Source organism: Mycobacterium sp. SP-6446, assembly GCF_001954045.1.
Classification (GTDB): Bacteria; Actinomycetota; Actinomycetes; order Mycobacteriales; family Mycobacteriaceae; genus Mycobacterium.
Window position 1 is genome coordinate 20,213 of the sequence record NZ_MBEM01000102.1, and the last position, 25,425, is coordinate 45,637.

Here is a 25,425-nt window from a genome sequence, read left to right on the forward strand (position 1 = left end):
GCTCACACAGTGTCCTGACGATCCTCGCCGTCGTCGGGTTCCACCGCATCGCCCTCGGCCTGTTTCTCGACGACCTCGGCGGCCGGTGCGGGGTGGGCGGCGGCCAGCTGCCCGCGCAACGCCTCCAGCTCGCGGGCCAGCCGATCGAGCACCCAGTCCACCTCGCTGGTCTTGTAGCCGCGCAACGCCTGCGTGAATTTGACGGCGTCGACGTCGGCGCCCGTGACGCCGTAGGCGGGCAGCACCGTCGCGGTCGTCCCGCGCGGCAGCGGCGGCAGCTGCTCACCGCGGCCGAACAGCAGGCTGGCGGCGCCGAACAGCACGATCGCCACCAGCACCAGCACGACCAGGTAGAGCAGAATCAACGCCACGGGAACGATATTGCCCTATCCCGCCGACACCGATCAGCGTGGCCGCAACACATTCATCGGCGGGCGGTCCACCAGCGACACCGGCGAGGTCTGCCGCGTGTAGCCGTCGCCGTCGGCGAAGAACTGGGTCAACCCGGCCCCGGAGTCGGGCAGGCCGCACCGCGCGAACAGGGTCGCGATCACCTGCCGGCTCATCGCACCCAGCTCCGAGAGCGGCCGATTGCGATGCGCCCGCACGCCGAGATTGACCTGAGCGATCGCGTCCAGGCCCAAGCGGTCGAAGGTGTCGACCAGCAGGCCGATCTCCACGCCGTATCCCGGTGCGAAGGGCAGCGACATCAGCAGCTCCCGGCTGGCCGCGTACTCGCCGCCGAGGGGCTGCAGCACGCAGCCCAGCTCCGGTCGCAGGGCCGCCAACAGCGGCCGGGCCACCAGCTCGGTGACCCGCCCGCCCCCGGTGGCCCCGGCATCGCCACTGGAATCGCCGACCTTGAGTGGCCGCCGGTAGAAGCTCTTGACCAGGTGGACGCCGTCACCGGTGAGCAGCGGGCCGACAAGCCATGGCACGAACATCGGGTGCGGGTTGATCAGGTCGGAGTCGACGAACACCACGATGTCGCCGCTGGTGGCCGCGAGCGAACGCCACAGCGCCTCGCCTTTGCCGGGCCGCGTCGGGATCTCGGGCAGGGCCTGTTCGCGGCTGACGACGCGGGCGCCGGCGGCGATGGCGCGGATCTCGGTGTCATCCGTCGAGCCGGAGTCCAGCACGATCAGCTCGTCGACCAAACCATCCACCAGCGGCGAGATGCTGTCGATCACCGATTCGATGGTTTCTTCCTCGTTGAGCGCGGGCAGCACCACCGAAATCGTCCGCCCCGCCTTGGCTTCTTCCAACTCGGCGATGGTCCAGCGCGGGCGGTTCCAGAGCAGTCTGTGGCCGGTCAGATCGCCGGCGATCAGCTCCGATGCGGTCATGCGAGCCCCCTCACGGTGCGCGCCGGCTGACGTATGCCCTGGATCGAGGCCACCATTTCCAGCACCCGGCGGGTGGCCGCGACCTCGTGCACCCGAAACATCCGGACGCCGGCCGCCGCCGCCAACGCGGTGGCCGCCAGCGTCCCCTCGAGCCGTTCGGTCAGTTCCACACCCAAAGTCTCCCCGACGAAATCCTTGTTGCTCAAAGCGAGCAGGACGGGCCATCCGGTCTTAACAAGATCGCCAACGTGACGCAATAAGGCCAGCCCGTGGAAGGTGTTCTTGCCGAAATCGTGGGTCGGATCGATCAGCACCCGGTCGCGGGCCACACCGGTCGCGACAGCCCACTCGGCGGCCTCGGTGACCTGGCGAATCACGTCGTCGACCACGCCCCGGGTGGTGGTGCCGTAGCTCACCCGGAAGGGGCGCGTGCGCGGCAGCGCCCCGCCGGTGTGCGAACAGACCAGCCCAGCATCGAACTCCGCGGCCACCTCGGCCAGGGCGGGGTCGTGGCCGCCCCAGGTGTCGTTGATCAGGTCCGCGCCGGCCGCGCAGGCCACCTTCGCCACCTCCGAACGCCAGGTGTCCACGCTGATCAGCTGGTCGGGGTAGGCGTCGCGCAGCCATTCGACGAACGGCACCAGCCGGGCGATCTCGGTGTCGGCGTCGACGTCGTCGCCCGGGCCGGCTTTGACGCCGCCGACGTCGATGACGTCCGCGCCCTCCTCGACGGCCCGGTGTGCGACGGCCCTGGCCGCGTCGTCGCTGAAGGCCGCACCCTTGTCGTAGAACGAGTCCGGCGTGCGGTTGACGATCGCCATGATGAGCGGGCGATCGGCGGCGACCGGTCGGCCGCACAACGTTGACTGCACACGTACATGGTGCCTGGCCTTGCTCGCGAGCGTGCGGCCCGCCGCACACTCGACGCCCAACGCGCGGCTGGCCGCACGTTCGGGCGTAAAACCGAGCGGAGCCTTACGGTCGCTTACCCGCCGCGACTTCGTCGGGATATTCGTCGTAGAAGGGCACGTAGCCCTCGTCCCGGCCGGCCAAGACGAACAGCGGGTCGTCCACGTCGGGGCCGTAGGCCTGCTCACGCAGCTCGACCTTGCGGCTCTTGAACGTCGTGGTCTGCTCCAGGGCCGAAACCACTCGCACGAACAGCGGCAGGGCATAGCCGGGCAGCTGGCCGTAGACGGCACCGGCCAGCGATTTGCCGTCGAACTCGGCGCCGTCGCGCAGCTTGACCGCCGCCATTCCGGCGCGCCCGCCGGTGCGGGGAATCTCGACGCCGAAGACCGTGCAGTCCTCGACGGACCCATCCGACGTCAGCGCCGCTTCCACCTGCGTGGTGGCGACGTTCTCGCCCTTCCAGCGGAAGGTGTCGCCGAGCCGGTCCACGAACGCGGCGTGCCGCATGCCCTGCGGGCTCATCACGTCGCCCGAGTTGAACCAGCAGTCGCCCTCACGAAAAGCGTTGCGCACCAACTTCTTTTCGCTCGACGCTTGGTCGGTGTAGCCGTCGAAGGGTTGCAGCCGGTTGACGGGGCTGATCAGCAGGCCGGGCTCACCGGCCGGCACCCGGCGCACCCGTCCGTTCTCGTCGCGCAACGGGGTGCCCGTGTCCGGGTCATACTCCACATAGGCCAGCTGGGTCGGCGAAATGCCCGTCGTCCGAGGCACATTGAAGATGTTGATGAACGCGGTGTTGCCCTCGCTGGACGCGTAGAACTCGCACACCCGCGCGATGCCGAACCGGTTGGTGAACTCGTTCCAGATCTCCGGCCGCAGCCCGTTGCCGGCGATCAGGCGCACCTGGTGTGCGCGGTCGGTCGGCTTGGGCGGCTGGTTGAGCAGATAGCGGCAGATCTCGCCGATGTAGATGAACGCCGTGGCCCGGCTGGCGATCACCTCGTCCCAAAACCGCGACGCCGAAAACGACTTGCCCAGCGCCAGCGTCGCGCCCGAGTTGATCACCGACGACACCGCGACCGTCAGCGCGTTGTTGTGATACAGCGGCAGGCAGCTGTACAGCGTGTCGGAGCTCTTCAGCCGCAACCCGAGCCCGCCGAACGCGGCCAGCGCAGCCAGCCAGCGGCGGTGCGTCATCACGCTGGCCTTGGGGAATCCGGTGGTGCCCGACGTGAAAATGTAGAACGCGGTGTCCTTGGCCAGCACCGCGGAGGCCGATGCCGGGTTGGTGGCCGGCGCGCTCACCGCGAATCGCTCCACGTCTTCGATGGTCATCGTCTCGGTGCCGGCCGTGGTGTCGCAGTCGGTGACGACGCTGACCAGGTCCGTCTCCGCGATCAACACCTTGGCGTCCAGCAGGCCCAGGCTGTGCGCCAGCACCTCACCACGCTGGTGGTAGTTGAGCATCCCGGCGATCGCGCCACACTTGACCGTCGCCAGCATCGTCAACACGGCGTTGGGCGAGTTGCGCAGCATGATCGCGACGACGTCGCCGTGGCCGACGCCGCGGGCGGCCAGCACGGCCGCGTACCGGTTGGCGGCCGCGTTGGCGTCGCGGTACGTCAGTTCCTGGTCGCCGAATCTCAGGAAGACCCGGTCACCGTAGCGAGCGGCCCGATCCTGGAATACCGTTCCGATCGACTTCTTGGAGTTCGGGAACGCCAGCAGCCCGGTGCGCACACCCCGCACGATCGATGGCAGATCGGCCAGCACACGCGGCGCCCGAACCGCGATATCGGCCAGCCCAACCGCCGCGCGCGCTCCCCCGTCTTTCGACACGTGAACCCTCGATTCCCCTCGGCGCCGTCCCATTCAGCCCGCCGACCTCACGTGGGGGCGCACGCCTCTATTGCGGCACCCACCTTATCGACCAGTACAAGACGGTCCATCGCGACCTGCGAGATGTACCCGCTGTCCAGCAATCCGTTCAACCAGATCCACAAGCCCTCGTAGTGGCCCCACGCGTCGAGCATCACCACGGGTTTGCGGTGCATGCCGAGGTAGCCGGTCGTCCACGCCTCGAAGAACTCGTCGAGGGTGCCGATACCGCCCGGCAGCACGATGAACGCGTCGGCGCGGTCCTCCATGATCTGCTTGCGCTCGCGCATGGTCTCGCTGACGATCAGCTCGTCGGCTTCCGTATCGGCCAGCTCCCTGCTCATCAAGTGTTGGGCGATCACCCCGACGGTTCGGCCGCCGCGTGCCCGCGCCGCGCTCGATACCGCACCCATCGCCGAGACGTGGCCGCCGCCCCACACCAGGGTCCAGCCGCGGTCGGCTATCGCCTCGCCGAGTTCGGTGGCCAGCTCGAGCAGTTCGGGATGCGTCGGGACGGACGCGCAGTACACACACACCGACCACTCGCTCGATGAATCGCGCTCCGCCGGCATAACCGAAAGGTAGACCACGCGCGGTGCGGCGCGCACACCGCGCGCACTAAAATCCGGCGGTGCCGATTCGATGGAATGTCCCGCAGCATGCGGGCGCCCTGGAACGGCTCGACGCCGCGCTGGGCGACGGGGCGCGGGCCGGTGCGGTGGTGCTGGGACCGGACGGCTGCGGCAAATCCACGTTGGCCCGATTGGCCGCCGAACAGTTCGCCGGCCGGCACCCGGGCACCATCACCCGCTGGGTCACCGGCACGCCGACGGAGCGGGCGGTGCCCTTCGGCGCCTTCAGCCACCTGGTGGACATCGACGAGATCGGCAAGCCGGCCGCGCTGTTGCGGGCGGCGCGGGCGTCGCTGGGCCGTGACGACCCGCAGGGCGAGCTGCTGCTCATCGTCGACGATGCCCACCACCTCGACATCCTGTCGGCCACGTTGGTGTACCAATTGGCGCTGGCCGGCACCGCCCGCCTGATCGTCACCGCCCAAGATTCTGGGGCCGCACCCGAGGCCATCGCGGCGCTGTGGACCGACGCCCTGCTGGATCGGATCGACATCGAGGCGCCCGGCGGGGCCACCACAGCGGGCGAGGTCGACGCGTTCCTCGCCGAGCTCCCCGCGCCGGCACGCGCGGTGCTGGACTACCTGGCCGTCGCCGAGCCGCTGTCGCTCGCCGATCTCACCGTTCTCGCCGGCGACGGCGCGGTCAGCGAGGCGGTGCAATGGGGCGCGGCGGAAACCCGGGTGCGCGACGAGCGCGCGGACGACCCGGTGGTCTACACGGCGCACCCGTTGTTCGCCGAACGCGCGCGGGCGGCGCTGGGTGGCGACGGCGCGCGGCGGCGGCGCACCGAGCTGGTCACGCGGCTGTCGGAGCATCCGTCGGATCGCCTCGTCGACCGGCTGCGGCTGGCGTCCCTGGCGCTGGACAGCGACGCCCCCCAACGCGTCGCCGAGGTCGCCGACGCCGCGCGGCAGGCGTTGCGCCTGGGCGATCTCGCGCTGGGCGAACGACTGGCCCGGTCGGCGCTGGAGCGCTCCGGCGGCCTGGCCGCGCGGCTGGCACTGGCGCACGCCCTGGCGTGGCAGGGACGTGGCCGCGAGGCCGACGCGTTACTGGACGCCGTCGACTCCACCGCGTTGACCGAAGCCGCGCTCATGGACTGGGCGCTGCTGCGGGCGGCCAATCAGTTCTGGATGCTCAGCGAGCCGGAGTGGGCCACCGCGTTCCTGCGGACCACCCGCAATCGGGTCGCGGAGCCGGGCCCGCGCACCACCCTCGACGCACTGAGCGCGACGTTCGCGATGAACGCGGGCAACGTCGGACACGCCGTCAAAGTCGCGCGGGAGGTGCTGGCCTCACCGTCGGCCGACGACCAGGCGGTGGCGTGGGCGGCCAGCGCCGCAGCGCTGTGTGCGGCGCGCCAGGGCCGCTTCGACGACGTCGAGCCGCTGGCCCAGCGCGCCCTGGCCGCCGAGCATCCAGGTTTGCTGCGCTTCACGATCGGGCTGGGCCAGACCAGCGCGCTGCTGATGGCGGGTCAACTCGACGCGGCGCGAAAGCTCGCGCAACAGTTCACCGACTTCGCCGAGCTGCAGCAGCCGGGCCGCGCCATCGGCGAGGTGCTGCTGGCGCACGTGCTGATCGCCGGCGGCGAATTCGCCCGAGCCGCAGCGCTTCTCGGACCCGCGGCCGCCACCCTGGAACGCACCGGCTACTCGTGGGGACCGCTGTCGCTGACGCTACTGGCCACCGCCCTGGCGCAAGAGGGAGACACCGCCGCCGCGGCAAAGGCGTTGAGCAGAGCCGAATCCCGGCACGGAACCAAGTCGGCGTTGTTCACGCCGGAACTCGGTGTGGCGCGGGCGTGGCGGCTGGCCTCGGTGCGCGATTCGCACGGCGCGGTCGCCGCCGCCCGCGACGCCGCTCGGATGGCCGAACGCGGCGGTCAGTCGGCGGTAGCGCTGCGCGCGTGGTACGAGGCCGTCCGGCTCGGCGACGCCCGGGCCGCGGACCCCCTGGCCCGGCTGAGCGGCGAGATCGACTGCGTCGTAGGCCGAATCGCGCTGGCCCATGCGCGCGCGCTGGCGACACGCGATGGCGCGGCGCTGCGCGCGGTGTCGCATGAGCTGGACGCCGCGGGGATGCGCGCGGCAGCGGCCGATGCCGCCACGCAGGCACAGCGGTGCGGCTGATTGCGCCCGGGGGTCAACCACCCAAGTAGGGCCGCAGCATCGCGGCGGCTGCGGTGATCGCGGCGACCTGCACCCGTTCGTCGCGCCGGTGCGCCAGGTTCGGGTCACCCGGCCCGAAATTCACCGCCGGAATGCCGCGCGCGGCGAACCGGGACACGTCCGTCCACCCGTATTTCGCCCTGACCTGCCCGCCGGCGGCTTCGACCAGAGCCTTGGCGGCGGGTTGTGACAGGCCGGGCAGCGCACCCGCGGCGGCGTCGGTCTGCTCGATGCGCACGTCGAGCCCGTCGAACACGTCGTGCACGTGTTGCAGCGCCGCGTCCAGCGAACGGTCGGGGGCGAAGCGGTAGTTGACGGTCACCGCGGCCGCGTCGGGAATCACGTTGCCGGCCACGCCGCCGTCGACCCGCACCGCCGACAGGCCCTCGCGGTAGGTGCAACCGTCGATGTCGACCGTGCGCGCGCTGTAGCGGGCCAGCCGGTCCAGCACGGCGCCGAGTTTGTGAATTGCGTTGTCGCCCAACCACGAACGCGCCGAATGCGCGCGGGTTCCGGTCGCGCTGATCACCACGCGCAGCGTGCCCTGACAGCCGGCTTCGATGTAGCCCGCGGTCGGCTCGCCCAGGATGGCCACGTCGGCGGATAACCAGTCCGGGAGTTCCCGCTCGATGCGACCCAAACCGTTTGCGGCCGCATCGATTTCCTCGCAGTCGTAGAACACCAGGGTCAGGTCGTGCACGGGTTCCGCGATGGTGGCGGCCAGATGAAGGAAGACCGCGTCGCCGGACTTCATGTCCGCGGTGCCGCACCCGTGCAGCACGTCGCCTTCCGGTTCGGTCGAGCGTCGGCTGGGCACGTTGTCGGCCACGGGGACGGTGTCCAGATGCCCGGCCAGCAGCACCCGCGACGGCCTATTGCGCTGGGTGCGCGCCAACACCGCGTTGCCGTTGCGAACGATCTCGAAGCCGGACGTCTGGGCGCGCAGCGCGGCCTCCACCTCGTCGGCGATGCGCGCTTCGTCCCGGGACTCGCTAGGGATGTCGACCAGCGCCGCGGTCAGCTCGATCGGATCGCCATGCAAGTCCAGCACGCCACCAAGGGTAGTGGTTCGGCGCGCGATGCCGGGCAAGTAGCGTGGCGAGCGTGACTGGAGCTGCAGGCATCGGATTGGCGACCCTCGCCTCCGACGGATCGATTCTCGACACCTGGTTTCCCGCACCGGAACTGACCGAACCGGGCACCAGCGGCACGTCGCGGCTGGCGCTCTCCGACGTTCCCCCGGAGCTGGCGGCGCTGATCGGCCGCGACGACGACCGCATCACCGAAACCATCGCGGTGCGCACGGTCATCGGCTCCCTCGACGATGCCGCCGCCGACGCATACGACGCCTACCTGCGGCTACATCTGCTGTCACACCGGCTGGTGGCGCCGCACGGGCTGAACGCCGGCGGCTTGTTCGGGGTATTGACCAATGTGGTGTGGACCAATCACGGCCCGTGCGCGATCGAGGGATTCGAGGCGGTGCGGGCGCGGTTGCGCCGCAAGGGGCAGGTGACGGTCTACGGCGTCGACAAGTTCCCCCGCATGGTCGACTACGTCATGCCCACCGGCGTGCGCATCGCCGACGCCGACCGGGTGCGGCTCGGCGCCCACCTGGCGCCGGGCACCACGGTGATGCACGAGGGCTTCGTGAACTACAACGCCGGCACCCTGGGGGCGTCGATGGTCGAGGGCCGCATCTCGGCCGGCGTGGTAGTGGGCGACGGGTCCGACATCGGCGGCGGGGCGTCGATCATGGGAACGTTGTCCGGCGGTGGAACGCAAGTGATTTCGATAGGCAAGCGGTGCCTGCTCGGCGCCAACGCGGGCCTGGGCATCTCGCTGGGCGACGACTGCGTCGTCGAGGCCGGCCTGTATGTCACCGCGGGCACCAAGGTCGCCGCGCCGGACGGCAAGGCGGTCAGGGCCCGAGAACTCTCCGGCGCCAATAACGTGTTGTTCCGGCGCAATTCGCTCACCGGGGCGGTCGAAGCGGTGGCCCGCGACGGTCAGGGCATCGCGCTCAACGAGGACCTGCACGCCAACTGAGCTAACGGCCGGACAGCTCTTCGAAGCGCGACCCGAGCGTCGCGCCGCTGGTCTCCGGCAGCAGGTAGGTGCAGACCAGGCCGATCGATGTCAGCACGGCCAGCATGGCGCCAATCGCCCAGCTGCCGTACGTCGCGAACAGCGTCCCGGCGAGCAGCGGCGGCAGGGCCCCGCCGATGACCCCGGCGAGGTTGAGGGCCAGCGCCGATCCGCTGTAGCGGTATCGCGTGGCGAACAGCTCCGGAATGAAGGCGGCGGTGGGCCCGGAGCCGATCGCACCACCGACGGCCATGCCGACGATGGCGACCACATACATCGCCGGATTGCGGGTGTTCAGCAACGGCATCACCACGAACGCCCACGGCAAGAGCAGCGACCAGCCCAGCAGCATCAGGCGGCGGCGCCCGACCAGGTCGGAGAGGGCGGCCGAAGCCGCGACCGTCGCGATGCTGACGAGCCCGGTCAGCGCGCCCACCGACCAGATGAAGCCGCGGGTGTACCCGAGGTGCGAATTGGCGTAGATGAGGAGATAGGTGTGACCCAGGTAGCCGAACCCGAATCCGCCCAGCAGGCTGCCGCCGGCCAGCAGGATCTCGCGGCGCTGCAGGCGCCACAGCTCCCCGAGCGGCGCCTTGGGGACCCGGTCGCGGGCCTTCTCCTCGGCGAACACCGGGGTCTCGTCGATGTTGAGCCGCACGTAGAGCGCGATCCCGATCAGCCCCGCGCTGAACAGGAAAGGCAGCCGCCATCCCCACTGCATGAACGCGGCGCTCTTTTCCCCGATGCTGAAGTTGACGCCCAAAAAGGTCAGGCTGGCGAGCACGGAGGCGGTGCCCGCGCCGAGCAGGGTGAACATGCCGTAGCGGCCCCGCTTGCCCGCGGGCGCGTACTCGGCGCTCAGCAGCGCCGACCCCGCCCATTCGCCGCCGACGGCAAACCCTTGCAAGAGCCGCAACACGATCAGGATCAGGGGGGCGGCCGCACCGATGGCGGCCGTGCTCGGCACCAGCCCCACGCTGACGGTCGACACGGCCATGATCAGCAGCGTTGCGACCAGCGTCTTCTTGCGGCCCAGCCGATCACCGAAGTACCCGAAGACGACCGCGCCCAGCGGCCGGGACAGGAACGCCGTCGCGAACGTCGCCATCGAGGCGACGATCCCCAGCGTCGAACCGAGTCGCGGGAAGAACACCGTCGGGAACACCAGCGCCGCGGCGGTGCCGTAGATAAGGAAGTCGTAGTACTCGATCGCCGAGCCGACGAGACACGCCGCCGCCACCCGCCTCATCGGTGTCGACGCGCGCCCGGCCGCAATCGTCGGCAGTTCCGTCACGCCTACGACGGTAGGTGAAGGCTCGCGGTCGCGCCCGCTAGAAAACCTGGCAACATCCTGCGTGTCGTGGTCCGGGCACCTTCGGGCCGCCAGCAACTCAGCCCTCGGCCAGCAACTGCTTCTTGAGGACCTTGCCCATCGCGTTGCGCGGCAGCGCATCCACGATGCGCACCTCGCGCGGCCGCTTGTGCACGGACAACTCGCCGGCGACATGACTGATCAGGTCGTCGGCTTTCAGCTCGGAGGAGGCGACGACGAACGCGACGATTCGTTGGCCCAGGTCCTCGTCGGGCAGCCCGACGACGGCCGCCTCCTGCACGCCCGGATGCCCGAGCAACGACGTTTCGATCTCCCCCGCGCCGACGCGGTATCCGCCCGACTTGATCAGGTCGACGGACTCGCGGCCGACGATGCGGTGCATGCCGGCGTCGTCGACGACGGCGACGTCGCCGGTGCGATACCACCCGTCGGGCTCGAAGGCCCCGGCGGTGGCCTCCGGCCGATTCAGGTAGCCGTCGAACATCATCGGGCCCCGAACCTGAAGCTTCCCAACGGTTTCCGCGTCGTGTGGCACCGGGCCGCCATCGTCGTCGAGCAGCCGGGTCTCCACACCGGCGAGCGGTAGCCCCACCCAGCCCGCTCGCCGTTCGCCGTCCGCGCGCGTCGAAACCGTGATCAGCGATTCCGAGGCGCCGTAGCGCTCGATGGGCCGGTGCCCGGTGAGACGTGCCAGCCGGTCGAACACCGGCACCGGCAGCGCGGCGCTCCCGGAGACCAGCAGCCGCGCCGGCCGTAGCGCCTTGGCGGCCGTCCCGTCCGCCACCACCCGGGACCACACGGTGGGGACCCCGAAAAACAGCGTGCCGCCGGCTTCGACACGGGCCTGCGCATACCCCGCCGGTGTCGGTCTTCCGGTGTGCACGAAGCGATTTCCGATCCGCAGCGATCCGAGCAGGCCCAGCACCAGCCCGTGCACGTGAAACAGCGGTAACCCGTGCACCAACACGTCGTCGGCGGTCCACTGCCAGGCCTGGGCCAGCGCATCCAGGTCGGCGGCGATCGCTCGCCGGCTCAGCACCACCCCCTTGGGCGCCCCCGTGGTGCCCGAGGTGTAGATGACCATCGCGGTGGACTCCGGCGCCGGCTCGGGATAGCGGTGCCAGGACCGGGCGTGTAGCCGAACGGGGATGTGCGGCAAGCCATTTGGGTCGTCCGGCTCGGGCCCCAGCCACGCCTGCGCGCCAGAGTCAGTGAGCATGTGCCGCCGTTCGGCCGCGCCGACGTCCGACGGCACCGGAACGAACGGCACGCCGGCGATCAGACACCCCGTGATCGCCAGCACCGTCGACGCGGTCGGGGTGGCCAGCACGGCAACGCGGTCCGCGCCGGCGACGCGCTCGGCCACCGAGGTCGCCGCACCGACCAAGCCGCTGCGGCTCAGCGCGGTGCCGTCGATGCTCACCGCGTCGGGAATGTCCGTGGTGACAGCGGAGTCCAGCGAGGCCAGCAGCACGTCAGCAGGTTACCCGCCGGCGTCAGGCCTGCTCGTCCCAGATCTTCATCAGCGTGGACAGGATTTCCTCACCGCGGCCCAACCCGGCCAGATGGCTTTCGCCGGGCAGCACGAACAGCTCGGCGTCGGGCAGCATGGACACGACGTGCTCGCCGTGGGCGAACGGGACGATGTGGTCGCTGTCACCATGCCACCAGCGGACCGGGACTTTGACCTCACTGAGCCGGAAACCCCAGTCCCGCGTGAACAGGATGACGTCGTTGAACGGGGCCGCCAGTTGCTTGCGGCTGCCGTTGAGCAGGTCGTCGAGGAACATCGCTTTGAATTCGGGCCGGGTGAGCAGGCGCCGGTCGGCTTCGGGCGATATCGCGGCATAAAGATACAGCGCGGGATTCGCGACCGGACGGATCATCCGGATCACCAGGCTCGCGCCGATCCGCAGCGGGTCACCCCCCACCCGCAGCAGCGGCGCCACCCGCTTACCGAGGTTCATCAGACCGCTGGTGATCCCCTCGTCGCCGAGGAACGGCGCGACGCCGCCGAGCACGCCGGCCGCGACCACGCGATCCGACAGCACGGCGGCGGACGCGAGCGCGTAGGGGCCGCCGCCGGACAGGCCGATGACCGCCATCTTGTCGATGCCCAATGTGTCCGCGATCGTCCGCAGGTCGTCCCCGAAGGCCCGGATGTTCGCGTACCGATGGGGTGTCGACGAGCCGATGCCCGGCCGGTCGATGCCGATCAGGCGGATGTTGTGTTCCTCGGCGTAGACCCGGGCCTCGATCGGGATCTGCCGGCGGGCGCCGGGAGTTCCGTGGAACCAGAAGACCGCGCGACCCCAGGGGGCACCGAACTCGGCGAAACCGATTTGGCGGTCCTCTCCGACCGCGATGTTGCCTTCGAGCTTAGGGCGGGCAATCGCGATAACCATGCCCAGCAGCTTTGCATGCGCCGCGCCGTTTACGAAAGGCGCACGGCCTGCCGCACAAAGGTCTTGATCGCCCCGGCTACCAGGTCCGGGTCGTCACACATCGGAAAGTGGTTGCCGCGTCGAACTTTCAGTTGGCGTACCGCGGGAAACAACGCCTTCCACCGCCGCTGGAACCGCAGCGGATCGTTGAGCTGGCCGAAGATGGTCAGCAGCGGCCGGTCGGCCAGTTTTCCCCGCAGGGCGTCACCAACCTCGGCGTAGAGGGCGTCGGCGCGGCGCGCGTCGCGGAAGTAGCCGTGCCAGGCCCGGCGCGCCGGCGCGTCGATGCCCGCCCGAAAGACCGCGCGGTCGCCACGACTCAGGTGCCGGCCGACGCCGAAGCTCGTCGACGTCACGCGGGACAGCACGTTGGTGGCGGCGGCGAGTTCGCGGACCGGGGCGCTGCCCATCAGCGCAAGCATGCCGCGGAATGCCGGGCCCGTCGGCCGCCACGCGAAGCAGTTGACCGCCGCGAATGCTGCGATGCGGTCAGGACGGCGTGCCGCGGCGAGGAATCCGGCCGGGCCGCCCAGGTCGTGAGCGACCAGGGTTACGTCGCGCAATTGCAGCGCATCGATGACCGCGATGACGGCGTCGCCCGCTTGGGCGAGCGTCGGCGGGCTCGACTGCCGGTCGGTGAGGCCGCTACCGGGCGCGTCCACCGTGACGCATCGAAACTCGTTCTGCAGGCGCAGCAATACGTCGCGCCAGACGAAGCTCCAACTGCCGACGTGAACGAAGAGCAGGGTCGGCCCCTCGCCGATGTCGGTGACCGCGATGCGGCCCCGGTCGTGGCGCAATGTGTAGGTCGGCCAGGGCCAGGCCGAGGGCGGCAGCCAGCTTGGCCGGTCAAGTGTGGCAAGCGTTTTCATGTCGGTTTCCTCTCAATTTGTGGTGTGCAGAAACAGGTACTGCTTGATACCAAACAGCCTGAATCCGGCGCGGTTGGCCGCGTTGAATGACTGTCTGACAACGGGTTTGGCGTCCTCGGCGTCGACGAATCGCGGCTGCGTCGCGTGATAAAGCCGGCCACCCAGCTGCACGTCGCAGTGCCCGGCGGCGGCGCACGTTGCGCGCCCAGTCGGACTGGTTGCCGAACGACAGCGGAATCACGATGGTGTCGCCGGTGATGTGGGCGCCCGTCGAGGTCACGTATGGCTTGCCGGAGCGCCGGCCCACGTGATGGACCCGGGCGATCACCGGGACGAAACGCCGCCCGGCGAGCACGCCGACGAGCGGGTTGAGCAGTCTGGACATTGGCCGGAGGACCAGCCGGACGAAGAGTGACGGCCCGACCGGGACGAACGACACATTCGCTGAATGTGGTTGTGCTGCTGGTGTACTCATGCATTAGAGGACGACGCAGCTTGCGGGAATGTGACGCTAGCGCGCGCCGCCGAGTTCGGCGCGCAGCGGACCCAGCGTCGAATGCTGGACCAGCACATGAATTTTCGTGATCTTGCCGTCCCCGATCGTCAGGGCCAGTACGCCGACGAGTTTGCGCTTGACGAAGGCCAGGACCGCGGGCTGACCGCACACCGGCTGGGCCACCAGGACGGTTTCGGGCCGGCCCCAGAATCGCAGGATGTTCCCGCCGACTTGGTCGGCGCCGACGACGACAGCGCCCCTACGGGCGTCGATCTCGCCCGAGACGTTCGGGTCCAACACCTCGAGCAGGGCGTCCAGGTCTCCTGTGGAGCACGCTTCGATGAAGGCCCGGGTGACGACGTGGTGCTGGGCCGGTTCCACTTGCCCGGATCGGGCCGGGCTGCCGGGGCGGGCGTCGTTGATCTTGCGCCGGGCCCGATGCGCCAGCTGCCGGCAGGTGGGCGCGCGGCTGCCGACCGTCGCGGCGATGGCGTCGTAGGGCAGTTGGAAGATGTCGTGCAGCACGAACACCACCCGCTCGGCGGGGCTGAGGCGTTCGAGCATGATCAGCAGGGCCAGCCGGACCTCGTCATCGAGGGTTACCCGGTCGGCGGGGTCGATGGACGACGAGGGCCGGTCGCCGTATCGGGGCTCGGCCATGTCCTGCGCGCGTTCGCGACGTGACGTGGCCGATTTCATGTGGTCCAGGCAGAGTCGGCTGGTCACCACGATCAGCCAACCCCGTTCGTCGTTGATGTCGCCGATCGGGGCCTGCAGCAGCCGGAAGAAGGCCTCCTGCACCACGTCCTCGGCCGCCCCGACGTCGCCCAGCATCCGAAACGCGAGGTCCACCAGGTAGGCGCGATGGGCCCGCCACGCGTCGCTCACCTGGTCGTGCTGGGCATTCATGAAGTTAAGGACGCGATAGCCCGGCCGAATGTGACACGCGCGCTGTCACATTCCGAGCCGCTGTGCCGTCCTTCCAGACACCGAAACCATCGAGTCCGAGAGAAGTGAGAGCCATGAGCCGGATCCCCACCCACACCGTCGGCGATGCCCCGCAGGCCAGCCGCGGCTTGCTCGAAAACGTCATCCAGTTCTCCCCGACGGGACGGCCGCTGAATCTGCACGGCCAAATGGCGCACTCCCCGGCGGTGCTCGTCGCGTATACGTCGTTGCGGGCGGCGACGGCCGAGCATGGCACCCTCGGCCCCCAGCTGTCGGCCGCATTGATGCTCGCGGCGGGCAGCGCCGTCGGCAACGACTACGTCGTCGCGATCACCGGCCGGCTTGCCAAACTTGCGGGATGGACCGACGAGCAGGTCGGGGCCCTGCACGCGGGAACCGCGACCGGGGACGACAAGGTGGACGCGATCGTCGGTCTCGTCCGGGAGGCGACCGCCAACTCCGGAAAGGTCAGCGACACCACGTGGGCCGGCGCGGTCGAGGCCGGCTGGAACGCCGAACAACTCACGGAGGCCTTCGCCTATCTGGGCCTGACCGTGTTCACCGCGTACTTCCTCAACTATGCGCAAACCGATCTCGACGTTCCGGCGGGTGCGTGATGACCCGACCCGACGGGCCGCGGCTGTCCCTGGCACAACTGCGATTTGTGTCGGCGACGATCGAACCGATCGCCGGTTTCTACGCCGCGCTCCTCGGCGTGTCGGTGCCACTGAACGAGCACTACCTCGAAGTGCCGGCGGGTCCGTCCTCGGTCGGGTTCTCCAAAGCCGGGTTCACCGAGGACCGCGGCCCGCACACCACCTGCCCGCCCGGCCTGGCGCCCCGGGAAGGAGAAATCATTGTCGATTTCACCGCCGACGACGTCGACGCCGAATATTCGCGCATCGACGCCCTGGGCGTGAGCTGGGTGATGCCGCCCACGAACCAACCATGGGGCAGACGCTCGATGATCTTCCGTGATCCCAACGGTCAGCTGATCACCGTATCCTCTTCCGTCACAAGGTGATTCAGGCGTTGAGCGGCCGCTCACCGATCACCCGATCGGCGCGCAAAGTGGCCACCTCGTCGTCGGACAGGCCCAGACCGCGCAGGATCTCGTCGTTGTGCTGGCCAAGTGTCGGCGGCGCGGAGCGGTGGTGGCGGTCCGGTCCGGGGCTGATGCGAAACGGCCAGCCGGGATACCTGTGCGGGCCGGTGATCGGATGCTCAAGCTCCTCGTAGTATCCACGCGCGTCGAGTTGGGCTCCGACATAACCGTCGTACATCTGGTCGCCGGTGATCACCTCCTCGGCCGGAATACCTTGTGCTTGCAAGGCTTCGATGATCACCGCTGGTGGCTGCGTTCGGGTCCAGGCCGTGACCATGGCGTCGAAGACGTCGTGGTCCGTGCGCCCCGGCCCGTCGTCGCGCACCGACAACGCGACCCACGAATCCGCCACGCTGGTCGGGTAGACGCCCTGCAGGTAGCCGCGCTGACGATTGCCGTCGCGCGATCGGACGACACCATTCATCGAGTACTCGATCACCGGCTCGGCTGTGACACAGGCGGCGACCTCGATCTGAGCGACTTCGATGAGTTGGCCCGCACCGGTCCGGCTGCGATGCTCGAGCGCGGCCAGCAGCGCAACGCCGGCGTGTACACCGACGACGGGATCGGCGGGACCCTGCGGGTTGCACGGCGGACCGTCGGGGTAGCCGGTGACGGCCGACATCCCCGAGGTCTGCTCGATGTTCAGCGCCCAGCCGACGTAGTCGCGCCACGGCCCCCGCAGGCCGAACCCCGGCATCCGGACCACGATCACGTCGGGGTTGGCCGATACCAGCGAGTCGTAGTCGAGGCCGAACTGCTCGAGCACCCGGGGCGAAAAGTTCTCCACGACAACGTCGGCCTGCGCGGCCAGCCGCCGCGCGATGTCGAGTCCCGGCTGCGAGGTCAGGTCGAGCGTGAGGTCCCGCTTGTTGAGATTGGTCCCCTGCCACATGGCGCTGCGCTCGTACCAGTCGTCGCCCTCGTAGGCGAACGCCCCCGAGTACCGGTGGCCGTCGGGCCGCTGGATCGACTCGACCTTGACGATGTCGGCACCGAACGCGCCGAGATAGCAGGTCAGGTACGCACCGGCCCAAAACGTGGTCAGGTCGAGCACCCGGAGTCCGGCAAACGGCAGCTCCCCCCGTGAAGGCGAAAGCGCCTGGCCGCCGGTGCCCGATCGCGCTAGCCGCTCTCCCAGCCCGGGTGCCGGGTGTGGTTGTGCCACAGGGGTTTTTGAGAACCTGAACGGCGGCCCCGGGCGTTGGAACGACCAGCCCTCTGTGCCGCCGGTGACGAAGAACCCACGTTCGGCGTACTGCGGACAGCCCAGCACTGTGGCGCCGTCGTTGACCGCGGCGGCCGGAATGCGCAACGCCTGGCCCAGTTCGACGATCTCGGCGACGGTTTGGTTGGCCAACCACGGCTCGGCCTTGGCGAAGAATTCTGCACGCTCGGGGCCGCCCATCATGATGGCGATCTGATGCTCGCCGTACTCGGGCAGCCCGAGCATCGCGCACACGTCGAGCCAGTGCTGACCTGTGAGGCAGTTGATTCCCACCCAGCCGTCGGCGGCCCGGACGACACCGAGCATTGGGGCCGATCGCAGGTTGGCGGGCAGGCCGAGCCGTCGCATCCGCTTCGCCATCAACATCGGATACGGCAACGTCGAGAGCAGCGATTCCAGCTGCGAGACATCCACCACCGCAACCCGGCCGGTGGGCGCCGAGCGCAGCGCGGTCAGCGCGCCCAGGGCGCCGTAGGCGCCCGCGACATATTCGGAGATCCGGGCGCCAACGCCTACCGGGGGGCGCTCGGGATCCCGGGTGCTGATCCAGCCAGATGCCGCCTGCAGAGTCAGGGGTGTGGACGCCCGGTCGCGCAGCGGGCCGGATTGCCCGAATGCGGATATGCGCAGCAGCACCAACTCCGGGTTCAGCCGTTGCAGTTCATCGACTCCCAGTCCCCAGTCCTCCAATGTTCCCGGCCCGAAATCCTCCACGAGCAGGTGTGCGTGCGCGATCAGCTCGCGCGCGGCCGACATGCCGTCGGCCTCGGCGAAATCGATTGTCGCCCCGCGCTTTCCGGCGTTGAGATACTCGAACAATCCGCTGCGCCGCGGGTCGAAAACTCCGCCGGGGAACGGACCCCACCGGCGCAGCGGGTCCCCGGAGGGCGGCTCGACCTTGGTGACCTCGGCACCGAGGTCGACGAAAAGCTTGGTGGCGTAAGAACCTGAGATCTCGTTGGCGATTTCGACGACGTGGAGCCCGGCGAGGGGTCCCGTCATGCGGGGATCCCGATAGCCTTCACCTCCATGTACTGGTGTATTCCGCTGACACCGCCACTCTCTCGACCGAACCCGCTCAATTTGAAGCCGCCGAACGGCGCGTCACCGGGGCCGCAACCGTTGACCGCCACCTGGCCGGTCCGGATCCGGCGGGCAATGTCGACGGCGCGGTCCACGTCGCCACCCCACACGGCACCGGACAGGCCGTAGCGGGAGTTGTTGGCGATCGCCACCGCGTCGTCGTCGTCCCGATAGCGCAGAACCGTCAGCACCGGTCCGAAGACTTCTTCCTGCGCGATCGTCGAATCCGGATCGACGTCGGTGAGGATCGTCGGTTCGAAGTAGAACCCGACATCCAGGCCGGCCGGACGGCCGCCGCCGGTCACCAGCTTGGCTCCGTCGTTGACCGCCCCGTCGACATGCGCCTTGACGCGCTTCAGCTGTGCCGCGCTGATCAGCGGACCCATTTGCGCGGCAGGGTCTTTGGGGTCGCCGACGCGCACGGCGCGGGCCAGCCCGACGAGCCGGTCGACGACGTCGTCGTGTAACGCGTCGGGAAGAAGTAGCCTGCTGTGCAGGATGCAGGCCTGCCCGGCGTGCAGCGAGCAGCAATCGAACATCATCTGCTCCAGCATCTCGTCGGTCACGTCGGTGTCGTCGAGAACGATGCTTGCCGACTTCCCGCCGCACTCCAGCAAGAGCCGCTTCATGGCGTCGCCGGCGGCTCGCATCACCTCACAGCCGACGGCCGAGCTGCCGGTGAAGCTGATCATGTCGATTCGCGGATCGGTGGTGAGCAGCTTGGCGGCGTCGAGACCCGACGGCGTGACGACGTTGACTACCCCCGGCGGGATGTCGGTGTGCTCGTCGATGATGCGGGCAAGTGCAAGTCCGGCGAGCGGCGTCAGCGGCGATGGCTTGAGAACCACGGTGTTGCCGGCGGCCAGCGCGTTGTTCACCTTCATGACGTTGAGGCAGTGCGGGAAGTTCCACGGCGTCAGGATCGACACGACACCGAGTGGCTCACGGCGAAGCACCGTCGTTCCGGCGCCGATTCCGGTGACCGGCTCGTCGGTCAGCTTGGTGGCGAGCTGGGCGGCGTGCATTGACATGTATCCGGCGCCGTCGATCTGCATCATTCGTTCGTTCGCGACGCAGCCCCACTCGACCTGGGAGAGCGCGAAGAACTCGTCGGCGTGCTTGAGTAGCGCGTCGCCGAGCTGATTGAGGTAACCGGCGCGGTCGTCGGGGCTCGCGGCGGCCCATGGTCCCTCGTCGAACGCCCGGCGTGCGGCCGCGATCGCGTCACCGACCTGTGTGACGCTCGCGTCCGGCGCGCTTGCGATGGTCTGCTCGGTGGCCGGGTCGATGTCGTCGTACCGACCGTCCTGCGGCTCGACCCATCTCCCGTCGATGTAGAGCTGGTAGGTGTCGACAAGAGGTCCCGGGGTTTGTAGCTCGGCCATCAGCTTCCTCACCGTGCGTCGGTCATCTCGACAGTCAGTGTTCACCCGTGGATCTCTGGCGTCAATCACTAATCCGGCGAATTTTCCGCTATTTCACGGGTGTTGCGGATGTATTGACAGAGACGCTTGGCCGAGAGTAGACACAACGCCGGAGGACACATTGGCCCAATGTGTCGGATCGCGATCCTGCGGGGTCGGCCGAGGAGGTTCGCCGTGCAGACCACTTTTCCGCTGCATTCCCCCGACTTTTACGCGGCCGACCCCTACCCGGCCTACCGGGAACTGCGCGCCATGTCACCGGTGTGTTGGAACGACGTCACCAACTTCTGGGCACTGCTGAAATATGAGGACATCCGCTTCGTGTCGAGCAACCCGGCCCTGTTTTCCTCGACCAAGGGCGTCACCATCCCCGACCCGCGCGCGCCGAGCCCCGTCGTGCCGGGCAGCCTCATCTTCACCGACCCGCCGCGCCACCGGCAGATGCGCAAGCTGATCAACGCGGGGTTCACCCGGCGGCGGGTGGCCGTGCTGGAGCCGAAAATCCGCGAAATTGTGCGGGGAATCCTCGACGGAGTACAACCTGGTGCCGTCCACGAGTTCGCCGAGAAGATCGCCGCTCCCCTGCCCACCCGCCTGATCGCCGAGCTGATCGGCGCCCCGCCCGACGACTGGGAGCAGTTCCGAGTTTGGTCGGACGCCGCCACCGGAAGCGCCGACCCGGAGATCGAACTCGACCCCTTGGTGGCCATGGGGGAGTTATTCGAGTACTTCCAAAAGCTGATCGCGGCCCGGCGCGCCGAGGCGCGTGACGACCTGCTGTCAGTGCTCGCCGGCGCTGAGATCGACGGGCTCCGGCTCACCGACGAAGACCTGCTCAACTTCGCGTACCTGCTGCTGGTCGCCGGAAACGAAACCACCCGCAATCTGATCGCGCTGGGCACGCTGGCGCTGATCACCCATCCCGACCAATGCCGCCTGCTGGTCGAGGATCGCTCGCTGATCCCGGGCGCCGTCGAAGAGATGCTGCGGTGGAACAGCCCGGTCGTGCACATGGCGCGCACCGCGACGACCGACGTTGAGATCCGGGGTCAGCGAATCGCCGAAGGCGACGCAGTGGTGATGCTGTATGGATCGGCCAACCGGGACGAGGAGATATTCGGCGCCGACTCCGAAGACTTCAAGGTGACCCGGCACCCGAACCCGCACATCGCGTTCGGATGCGGCGAACATTCCTGTGTCGGTGCACAATTGGCGCGTCTGGAGGCGTCCGTCATGTTCGACGAACTGTTGCGCCGCTTCCCGAAGATCGAGCTGGTGGGTGAGGTGGACCGGATGCGGGCCACCATGGTGCCCGGAGTGAAGCGCATGCCGGTGCGGCTGGGAACCTGACCGATGCACTTGGAATACACGCCCGATCAGGAGCAGCTGCGCGCCGAGATCCGCGCCACCCTGGAACAGGTGATGACACCGGGGCGCATCGCCGCCATCGACGGACGCATCGAGGGTGGCCCGGCGGTCCGGGACTGCGTGCGCGCCCTGGCTGCGGCCAACCTGCTCGGCGTGGGCTGGCCCAAAGAATATGGTGGACGCGGGTTCTCGGCGATCGAGCAGTTTATCTTCTCCGAGGAGGCGCGCCGGGTCGACGCCCCCATCCCCCTGGTGACGCTCAACACGGTCGGGCCGACGCTCATGCAGTGCGGCACCGAGGAACAGAAACAAAAGTTCCTGCCCGCAATCCTCGACGGCAGCGTCGAGTTTGCCATCGGCTATTCCGAGCCCGGGGCGGGAAGCGACCTGGCATCGCTGCGCACCACAGCGGTGCGCGACGGCGACGACTACATCATCAACGGCCAAAAGATGTTCACCAGCGGCGCCGCCTACGCCGACTACATCTGGCTGGCGGCGCGCACCAACCCGGATGTCAAGAAGCACAAGGGTATTTCGATCTTCATCGTGCCGACCTCCTCGCCCGGATTCTCCTGGCAGCCGCTGCACACGATGCCCGGCATCTCCACCTTCTATACGTTCTACGACGACGTGCGCGTCCCGGCGAGTGCGTTGGTGGGAGAAGAGAACCAGGGCTGGCAGCTGATCACCACGCAGCTGAACTTCGAACGCGCGGCGCTGGGCAATCTGGGCGCGCTGGAGCCGTTGTTCGAGAAGGCGCTGCGCTGGGCGCAAACCACAGAGCTCGACGACGGGTACGTCATCGACCAGCCGTGGGTGCAGCTCGCGCTCGCCCGGGTCGAGGCCCAGGTCGCCGCCTACAAGCTGGTCAACCTGCGGGTTAACGCGGCCATGACCAAGGGCGTGCTGAACATGGGCGAGGCGTCGGCCGCCAAAGTGTTCGGCACCGAGCTCACCCAACAGGTCGCCCGCGAACTCCTGGAAGTGCTCGACGGCAACGGAATACGCCGCGGCGCCGGCGCGCCGCTGCGCGGCGAACTGGAATCCGCCTACCGGATGGCGGTCATCAATACGTTCGGCGGCGGAGCCAACGAAATCCAGCGTGACATCATCGCCATGGCAGGGCTCCTCATGCCGCGCGCGCCCCGTGACCTTCGGGCCACGGCAACAGGAAAGGCAGGTTAAGTGACAGACGCAGACGTGCAAGCCAAGGTGCGGGCGCTCGTTGGTCAGCCGACCGGGGGCACCGGAAAGCCTTCGGTCGCACCCGATCCCGTCAACCAGCCGATGATTCGGCACTGGGCGTACGCACTGGCCGACATGAACCCCGTGTACCTCGATCCGGAGTTCGCGGCCGCGTCGCGGTTCGGCGGCATCGTCTCCCCGCCGGTCATGCTGCAGACGTGGATCATGCCGTCGCCGCTACTCGAGGGGATCGGCGAACGAGGCGGCGCCCCAATGATAATCACGAACAACCCGACGGCGTTCCTCGACGAGGCCGGCTACACCAGCACCGTCGCGACGAACTCGGAGTTCGAGATCGAGCGCTATCCCCGGCTGGGTGACGTCATCAGCGCAACGGCGGTATTCGAATCGGTGTCCGACGAGAAGAAGACGGCGCTGGGCACCGGCTTCTTCCTCACTTGGTTGACGACCTATACCAACCAGGACGGTGAGGTATTGGGGCGGCAGCGATTCCGGGTCCTTCGATTCAGGCCGGCCAACTGATGGCGACCCGGCTGGCACCGGCGATCAGCCCGGACACCAAGTTCTTCTGGGATGGGCTGCGGGACAATAAGCTGCTGATCCAGCGCTGCGGCGGCTGCGGGCAGCTGCGCCACCCTCCTCGCCCCATGTGCCCGAACTGCCGCTCCCTGGACTGGGAGGCCATCGAATCGTCGGGCCGCGGAACCGTCTACAGCTACGTGATGCCACACGAACCGAAGTTTCCGTTCTTCGAATACCCCTACATCGTCGTGCTGGTGGATCTCGCCGAAGGGGTGCGGCTGGTTTCGAACCTGTGCGAGATCGACCCGGCGGACGTCAAGGTCGGGATGCCGGTCGAGGTTTTCTACCAGACCTTCGACAGTTCTGGACCCGAAGACCTTGTGCTGCATCAGTTCCGGCCCAGCACCTAGGAATGCCTCGTGGACTTCACCTTCACCGAAGAGCAAGAGACCATCAGCAAGCTGGCGCGCGATCTCTTTGAACGCCGCGCCACCCCTGAGCGACTGACGGACCTCGAAGCCGGCGAAACCCGATACGACGCCGCACTGTGGAAAGAACTCGCCGCCGTCGACCTGCTGGGCACGGGATTGCCGGAATCGGTGGGCGGCAATGGCGGCGGCTTCGTGGAACTCGGGGTGTTGCTGGCCGAGGTGGGATGGAGCGTGGCTCCGGTGCCTGCCTACGCGACCTTGGTGCTGGGCGCGGATCCGATCGCCCGACACGGAAGCCCCGAGCAACAGCAACGTTTCCTGCCTCGGGTCGTCGCGGGAACCCACATCCTCAGTGCCGGTCTAGCCGAGCCCGGCCGCTCCGACCCGACGAGCCCATCCACCAAAGCCCTTCGCGACGGCCCGAACTGGCGCCTAGACGGGGCCAAACAGCTGGTGCCGGCCGCCCAGCTCGCCGATACCGTGGTGGTACCCGCCAGCACTGACGACGGTGACGTGGGCCTTTTCCTGTTGCCGACTGACGCCAACGGTGTCGAGATCCGGGCGGTAACGACCACCAACCACGAGCCACATGCGGACGTATTCCTCGATGGCGCAATCGTTTCCGAGGAAAACCGGCTCAACGGGCCAATCGAATCGCTCTACACCCGGGCCTTGGTCGGACTGTGCGCGATCCAGCTCGGCGTCGCGGAGCGGGCGTTGAAGATCGCCGCGGAATACACCACGGAGCGCGAGCAATTCGGGCGTCCGATCGGCAGCTTCCAGGCGGTGCAACAGCGGATGGCCGACGCTTTCATCGACGTGGAGGCGATCCGGTGGACCACCTGGCACGCGGCCTGGCTGATCGCCCACGGACGGCCCGCCGACCGAGCCGCGCGCATCGCGAAGTTCTGGGCCGCAGAGGCCGGCGCCCGCGTCGCCGCCACCACCCAGCACGTCCACGGCGGGATCGGGATTGACACCACCTATCCCCTGCACCGCTACTTCCTGTGGGCCAAGCACAACGAGCTCACCCTTGGTTCCGCTACCGCACAACTGGCCCGGATGGGCAACACATACCCCGCTGGAAAAGGAAACCGATGACTACCGCCAAAACCCGCACCACAACCTTGAAGTGGGCCGACATCGCAGTCGGCGACGAGGTGACCCCGCTCGAGATCCCCATCACCACAACGATGATCGTCGCGGGCGCGATCGCCTCACGTGACTTCATGCCGGTGCATCACGACCGCGACTACGCCAACAAACAGGGCTCGCCCAATTTGTTCATGAACATCTTGACCAGCAATGGGTATTGCGTGCGGTTCCTCACCGACTGGGCGGGCCCCGAAGCGATGGTCAAGAACCTGTCGATCCGGCTCGGGGTGCCGTGCTTCCCCGACGATCCGCTGCGGTTCACCGGCGCCGTGACCGGCAAGACCGAGGGGCCCGGCGATGAGAACTTCGTCGAGGTCGCCTTCAAGGCGTCCAACAGCCTTGGCGATCACGTTTCCGGCACCGCCGTCCTGAGCTTGCTCGACGGAGCTTCCGCATGAGTTCGTCGCTAGGCGGCACCGCGGCCATCGTGGGGATCGGCCAGACCGAGTTCTCCAAGGAATCCGGGCGCAGCGAGCTCCAATTGGCCTGTGAGGCGGTCAGCGCCGCACTCGACGACGCCGGCCTGACACCGGGCGATGTCGACGGCATGGTGACGTTCACCATGGACGCCAGCGACGAGATCGACATCGCACGCAACGTCGGCATCGGAGACCTGAGCTTCTTCAGCCGGGTGCACCACGGCGGCGGCGCCGCGGCGGGCACCGTGGTGCACGCGGCGATGGCCGTCGCCACGGGCGTCGCCGATGTGGTGGTGTGCTGGCGCGCGTTCAACGAACGTTCCGGCTTCCGGTTCGGTGGCAGTGGACGCACCAGCGCGGAGAC

General features: G+C 68.5%; 24 protein-coding genes and 1 pseudogene. 11 read left to right on the plus strand and 14 right to left on the minus strand.

Going from position 1 to position 25,425, the window contains the following annotated elements; translation table 11 throughout:
* Positions 1 to 2: 2 nt before the first annotated feature.
* From A5736_RS08525 to A5736_RS08545, 5 genes are all read right to left on the minus strand, one after another.
* Entirely contained in the window at positions 3 to 371 is a 369-nt protein-coding gene (locus A5736_RS08525; protein ID WP_076123721.1) for a DivIVA domain-containing protein, read from the minus strand.
* Positions 372 to 404: 33 nt separating this feature from the next.
* Complete coding sequence (locus A5736_RS08530) at positions 405 to 1,346, minus strand: glucosyl-3-phosphoglycerate synthase (protein WP_076245593.1); 942 nt, start codon at positions 1,344 to 1,346, stop codon at positions 405 to 407.
* Entirely contained in the window at positions 1,343 to 2,218 is an 876-nt protein-coding gene (gene folP, locus A5736_RS08535) for a dihydropteroate synthase (RefSeq protein WP_076245594.1), read from the minus strand. Before folP ends, A5736_RS08530 begins: the two co-directional genes overlap by 4 nt.
* 103 nt (positions 2,219 to 2,321) lie before the next feature.
* Positions 2,322 to 4,097, minus strand: a complete 1,776-nt coding sequence (fadD6, locus tag A5736_RS08540; protein ID WP_254848329.1) for a long-chain-acyl-CoA synthetase FadD6 — start codon at positions 4,095 to 4,097, stop codon at positions 2,322 to 2,324.
* Positions 4,098 to 4,144: 47 nt separating this feature from the next.
* The gene (locus A5736_RS08545) at positions 4,145 to 4,708 is read right to left on the minus strand and encodes a TIGR00730 family Rossman fold protein (RefSeq protein WP_076245621.1); all 564 of its coding nucleotides are present in this window, start codon (positions 4,706 to 4,708) and stop codon (positions 4,145 to 4,147) included.
* A gap of 59 nt (positions 4,709 to 4,767) precedes the next feature.
* Between A5736_RS08545 and A5736_RS08550 the strand changes: the two genes are divergently transcribed.
* A complete protein-coding gene (locus tag A5736_RS08550; RefSeq protein ID WP_076245598.1) occupies positions 4,768 to 6,900 on the plus strand; it encodes an ATP-binding protein in 2,133 nt (710 codons plus the stop codon).
* 13 nt (positions 6,901 to 6,913) lie between these two features.
* On the opposite strand, the gene dapE is transcribed toward A5736_RS08550, so the two are convergent.
* The gene (gene dapE, locus A5736_RS08555) at positions 6,914 to 7,990 is read right to left on the minus strand and encodes a succinyl-diaminopimelate desuccinylase (RefSeq protein ID WP_076245599.1); all 1,077 of its coding nucleotides are present in this window, start codon (positions 7,988 to 7,990) and stop codon (positions 6,914 to 6,916) included.
* 44 nt (positions 7,991 to 8,034) lie between these two features.
* Here dapE and dapD point away from each other — a divergent pair, with 44 nt between their 5' ends.
* Positions 8,035 to 8,988 (plus strand): 2,3,4,5-tetrahydropyridine-2,6-dicarboxylate N-succinyltransferase, encoded by a 954-nt coding sequence (gene dapD / locus A5736_RS08560; RefSeq protein WP_139333207.1) that lies wholly within the window; start codon positions 8,035 to 8,037, stop codon positions 8,986 to 8,988.
* Position 8,989: 1 nt separating this feature from the next.
* On the opposite strand, the gene A5736_RS08565 is transcribed toward dapD, so the two are convergent.
* From A5736_RS08565 to sigI, 6 genes are all read right to left on the minus strand, one after another.
* Positions 8,990 to 10,276 (minus strand): MFS transporter, encoded by a 1,287-nt coding sequence (locus A5736_RS08565; RefSeq protein ID WP_076245624.1) that lies wholly within the window; start codon positions 10,274 to 10,276, stop codon positions 8,990 to 8,992.
* A gap of 142 nt (positions 10,277 to 10,418) precedes the next feature.
* Complete coding sequence (locus tag A5736_RS08570; RefSeq protein ID WP_076245601.1) at positions 10,419 to 11,834, minus strand: acyl-CoA synthetase; 1,416 nt, start codon at positions 11,832 to 11,834, stop codon at positions 10,419 to 10,421.
* A gap of 22 nt (positions 11,835 to 11,856) precedes the next feature.
* On the minus strand, positions 11,857 to 12,765 hold the full coding sequence (locus A5736_RS08575) for an alpha/beta fold hydrolase (protein ID WP_076114951.1): 909 nt from the start codon (positions 12,763 to 12,765) through the stop codon (positions 11,857 to 11,859).
* A 29-nt stretch (positions 12,766 to 12,794) separates the two neighbouring features.
* Positions 12,795 to 13,676, minus strand: coding sequence for an alpha/beta fold hydrolase (locus A5736_RS08580; RefSeq protein ID WP_076245602.1), 882 nt, complete (start codon positions 13,674 to 13,676; stop codon positions 12,795 to 12,797).
* On the minus strand, positions 13,654 to 14,061 hold the full coding sequence (locus A5736_RS26280) for a hypothetical protein (protein WP_175611227.1): 408 nt from the start codon (positions 14,059 to 14,061) through the stop codon (positions 13,654 to 13,656). The genes A5736_RS08580 and A5736_RS26280 overlap by 23 nt, the downstream gene beginning before the upstream one ends.
* A gap of 126 nt (positions 14,062 to 14,187) precedes the next feature.
* Entirely contained in the window at positions 14,188 to 15,081 is an 894-nt protein-coding gene (gene sigI / locus A5736_RS08585) for an RNA polymerase sigma factor SigI (RefSeq protein WP_076127864.1), read from the minus strand.
* 113 nt (positions 15,082 to 15,194) lie between these two features.
* Here sigI and A5736_RS08590 point away from each other — a divergent pair, with 113 nt between their 5' ends.
* Positions 15,195 to 15,737: a carboxymuconolactone decarboxylase family protein gene (locus A5736_RS08590; protein ID WP_076127862.1), complete on the plus strand. Its 543-nt coding sequence runs from the start codon at positions 15,195 to 15,197 to the stop codon at positions 15,735 to 15,737.
* Positions 15,737 to 16,144 (plus strand): VOC family protein, encoded by a 408-nt coding sequence (locus A5736_RS08595; protein WP_076127860.1) that lies wholly within the window; start codon positions 15,737 to 15,739, stop codon positions 16,142 to 16,144. Before A5736_RS08590 ends, A5736_RS08595 begins: the two co-directional genes overlap by 1 nt.
* Position 16,145: 1 nt before the next feature.
* On the opposite strand, the gene A5736_RS08600 is transcribed toward A5736_RS08595, so the two are convergent.
* Positions 16,146 to 18,455, minus strand: a complete 2,310-nt coding sequence (locus A5736_RS08600) for a CaiB/BaiF CoA-transferase family protein (protein ID WP_076245604.1) — start codon at positions 18,453 to 18,455, stop codon at positions 16,146 to 16,148.
* A complete protein-coding gene (locus tag A5736_RS08605) occupies positions 18,452 to 19,921 on the minus strand; it encodes an aldehyde dehydrogenase family protein (protein WP_076245605.1) in 1,470 nt (489 codons plus the stop codon). Before A5736_RS08605 ends, A5736_RS08600 begins: the two co-directional genes overlap by 4 nt.
* Positions 19,922 to 20,089: 168 nt before the next feature.
* Here A5736_RS08605 and A5736_RS08610 point away from each other — a divergent pair, with 168 nt between their 5' ends.
* The 7 genes and pseudogenes from A5736_RS08610 to A5736_RS08640 all read left to right on the plus strand — a co-directional run.
* Positions 20,090 to 21,310, plus strand: coding sequence for a cytochrome P450 (locus tag A5736_RS08610; RefSeq protein WP_083667267.1), 1,221 nt, complete (start codon positions 20,090 to 20,092; stop codon positions 21,308 to 21,310).
* 3 nt (positions 21,311 to 21,313) lie between these two features.
* On the plus strand, positions 21,314 to 22,513 hold the full coding sequence (locus A5736_RS08615; protein ID WP_076245608.1) for an acyl-CoA dehydrogenase family protein: 1,200 nt from the start codon (positions 21,314 to 21,316) through the stop codon (positions 22,511 to 22,513).
* The gene (locus tag A5736_RS08620; RefSeq protein WP_076127852.1) at positions 22,514 to 23,056 is read left to right on the plus strand and encodes a MaoC family dehydratase N-terminal domain-containing protein; all 543 of its coding nucleotides are present in this window, start codon (positions 22,514 to 22,516) and stop codon (positions 23,054 to 23,056) included. It begins immediately after the preceding gene.
* Positions 23,056 to 23,466: a Zn-ribbon domain-containing OB-fold protein gene (locus A5736_RS08625; RefSeq protein ID WP_076245610.1), complete on the plus strand. Its 411-nt coding sequence runs from the start codon at positions 23,056 to 23,058 to the stop codon at positions 23,464 to 23,466. Before A5736_RS08620 ends, A5736_RS08625 begins: the two co-directional genes overlap by 1 nt.
* Positions 23,467 to 23,475: 9 nt before the next feature.
* Positions 23,476 to 24,588 carry an acyl-CoA dehydrogenase family protein gene (locus tag A5736_RS08630; RefSeq protein WP_076245611.1) on the plus strand — a complete coding sequence of 371 codons (1,113 nt, stop codon included), beginning with the start codon at positions 23,476 to 23,478 and terminating at the stop codon, positions 24,586 to 24,588.
* The gene (locus tag A5736_RS08635) at positions 24,585 to 25,040 is read left to right on the plus strand and encodes a MaoC family dehydratase (protein WP_076245613.1); all 456 of its coding nucleotides are present in this window, start codon (positions 24,585 to 24,587) and stop codon (positions 25,038 to 25,040) included. Before A5736_RS08630 ends, A5736_RS08635 begins: the two co-directional genes overlap by 4 nt.
* Positions 25,037 to 25,425: pseudogene (locus A5736_RS08640) on the plus strand (lipid-transfer protein); the annotation flags it as partial. The gene A5736_RS08635 and the pseudogene A5736_RS08640, both read left to right, overlap by 4 nt.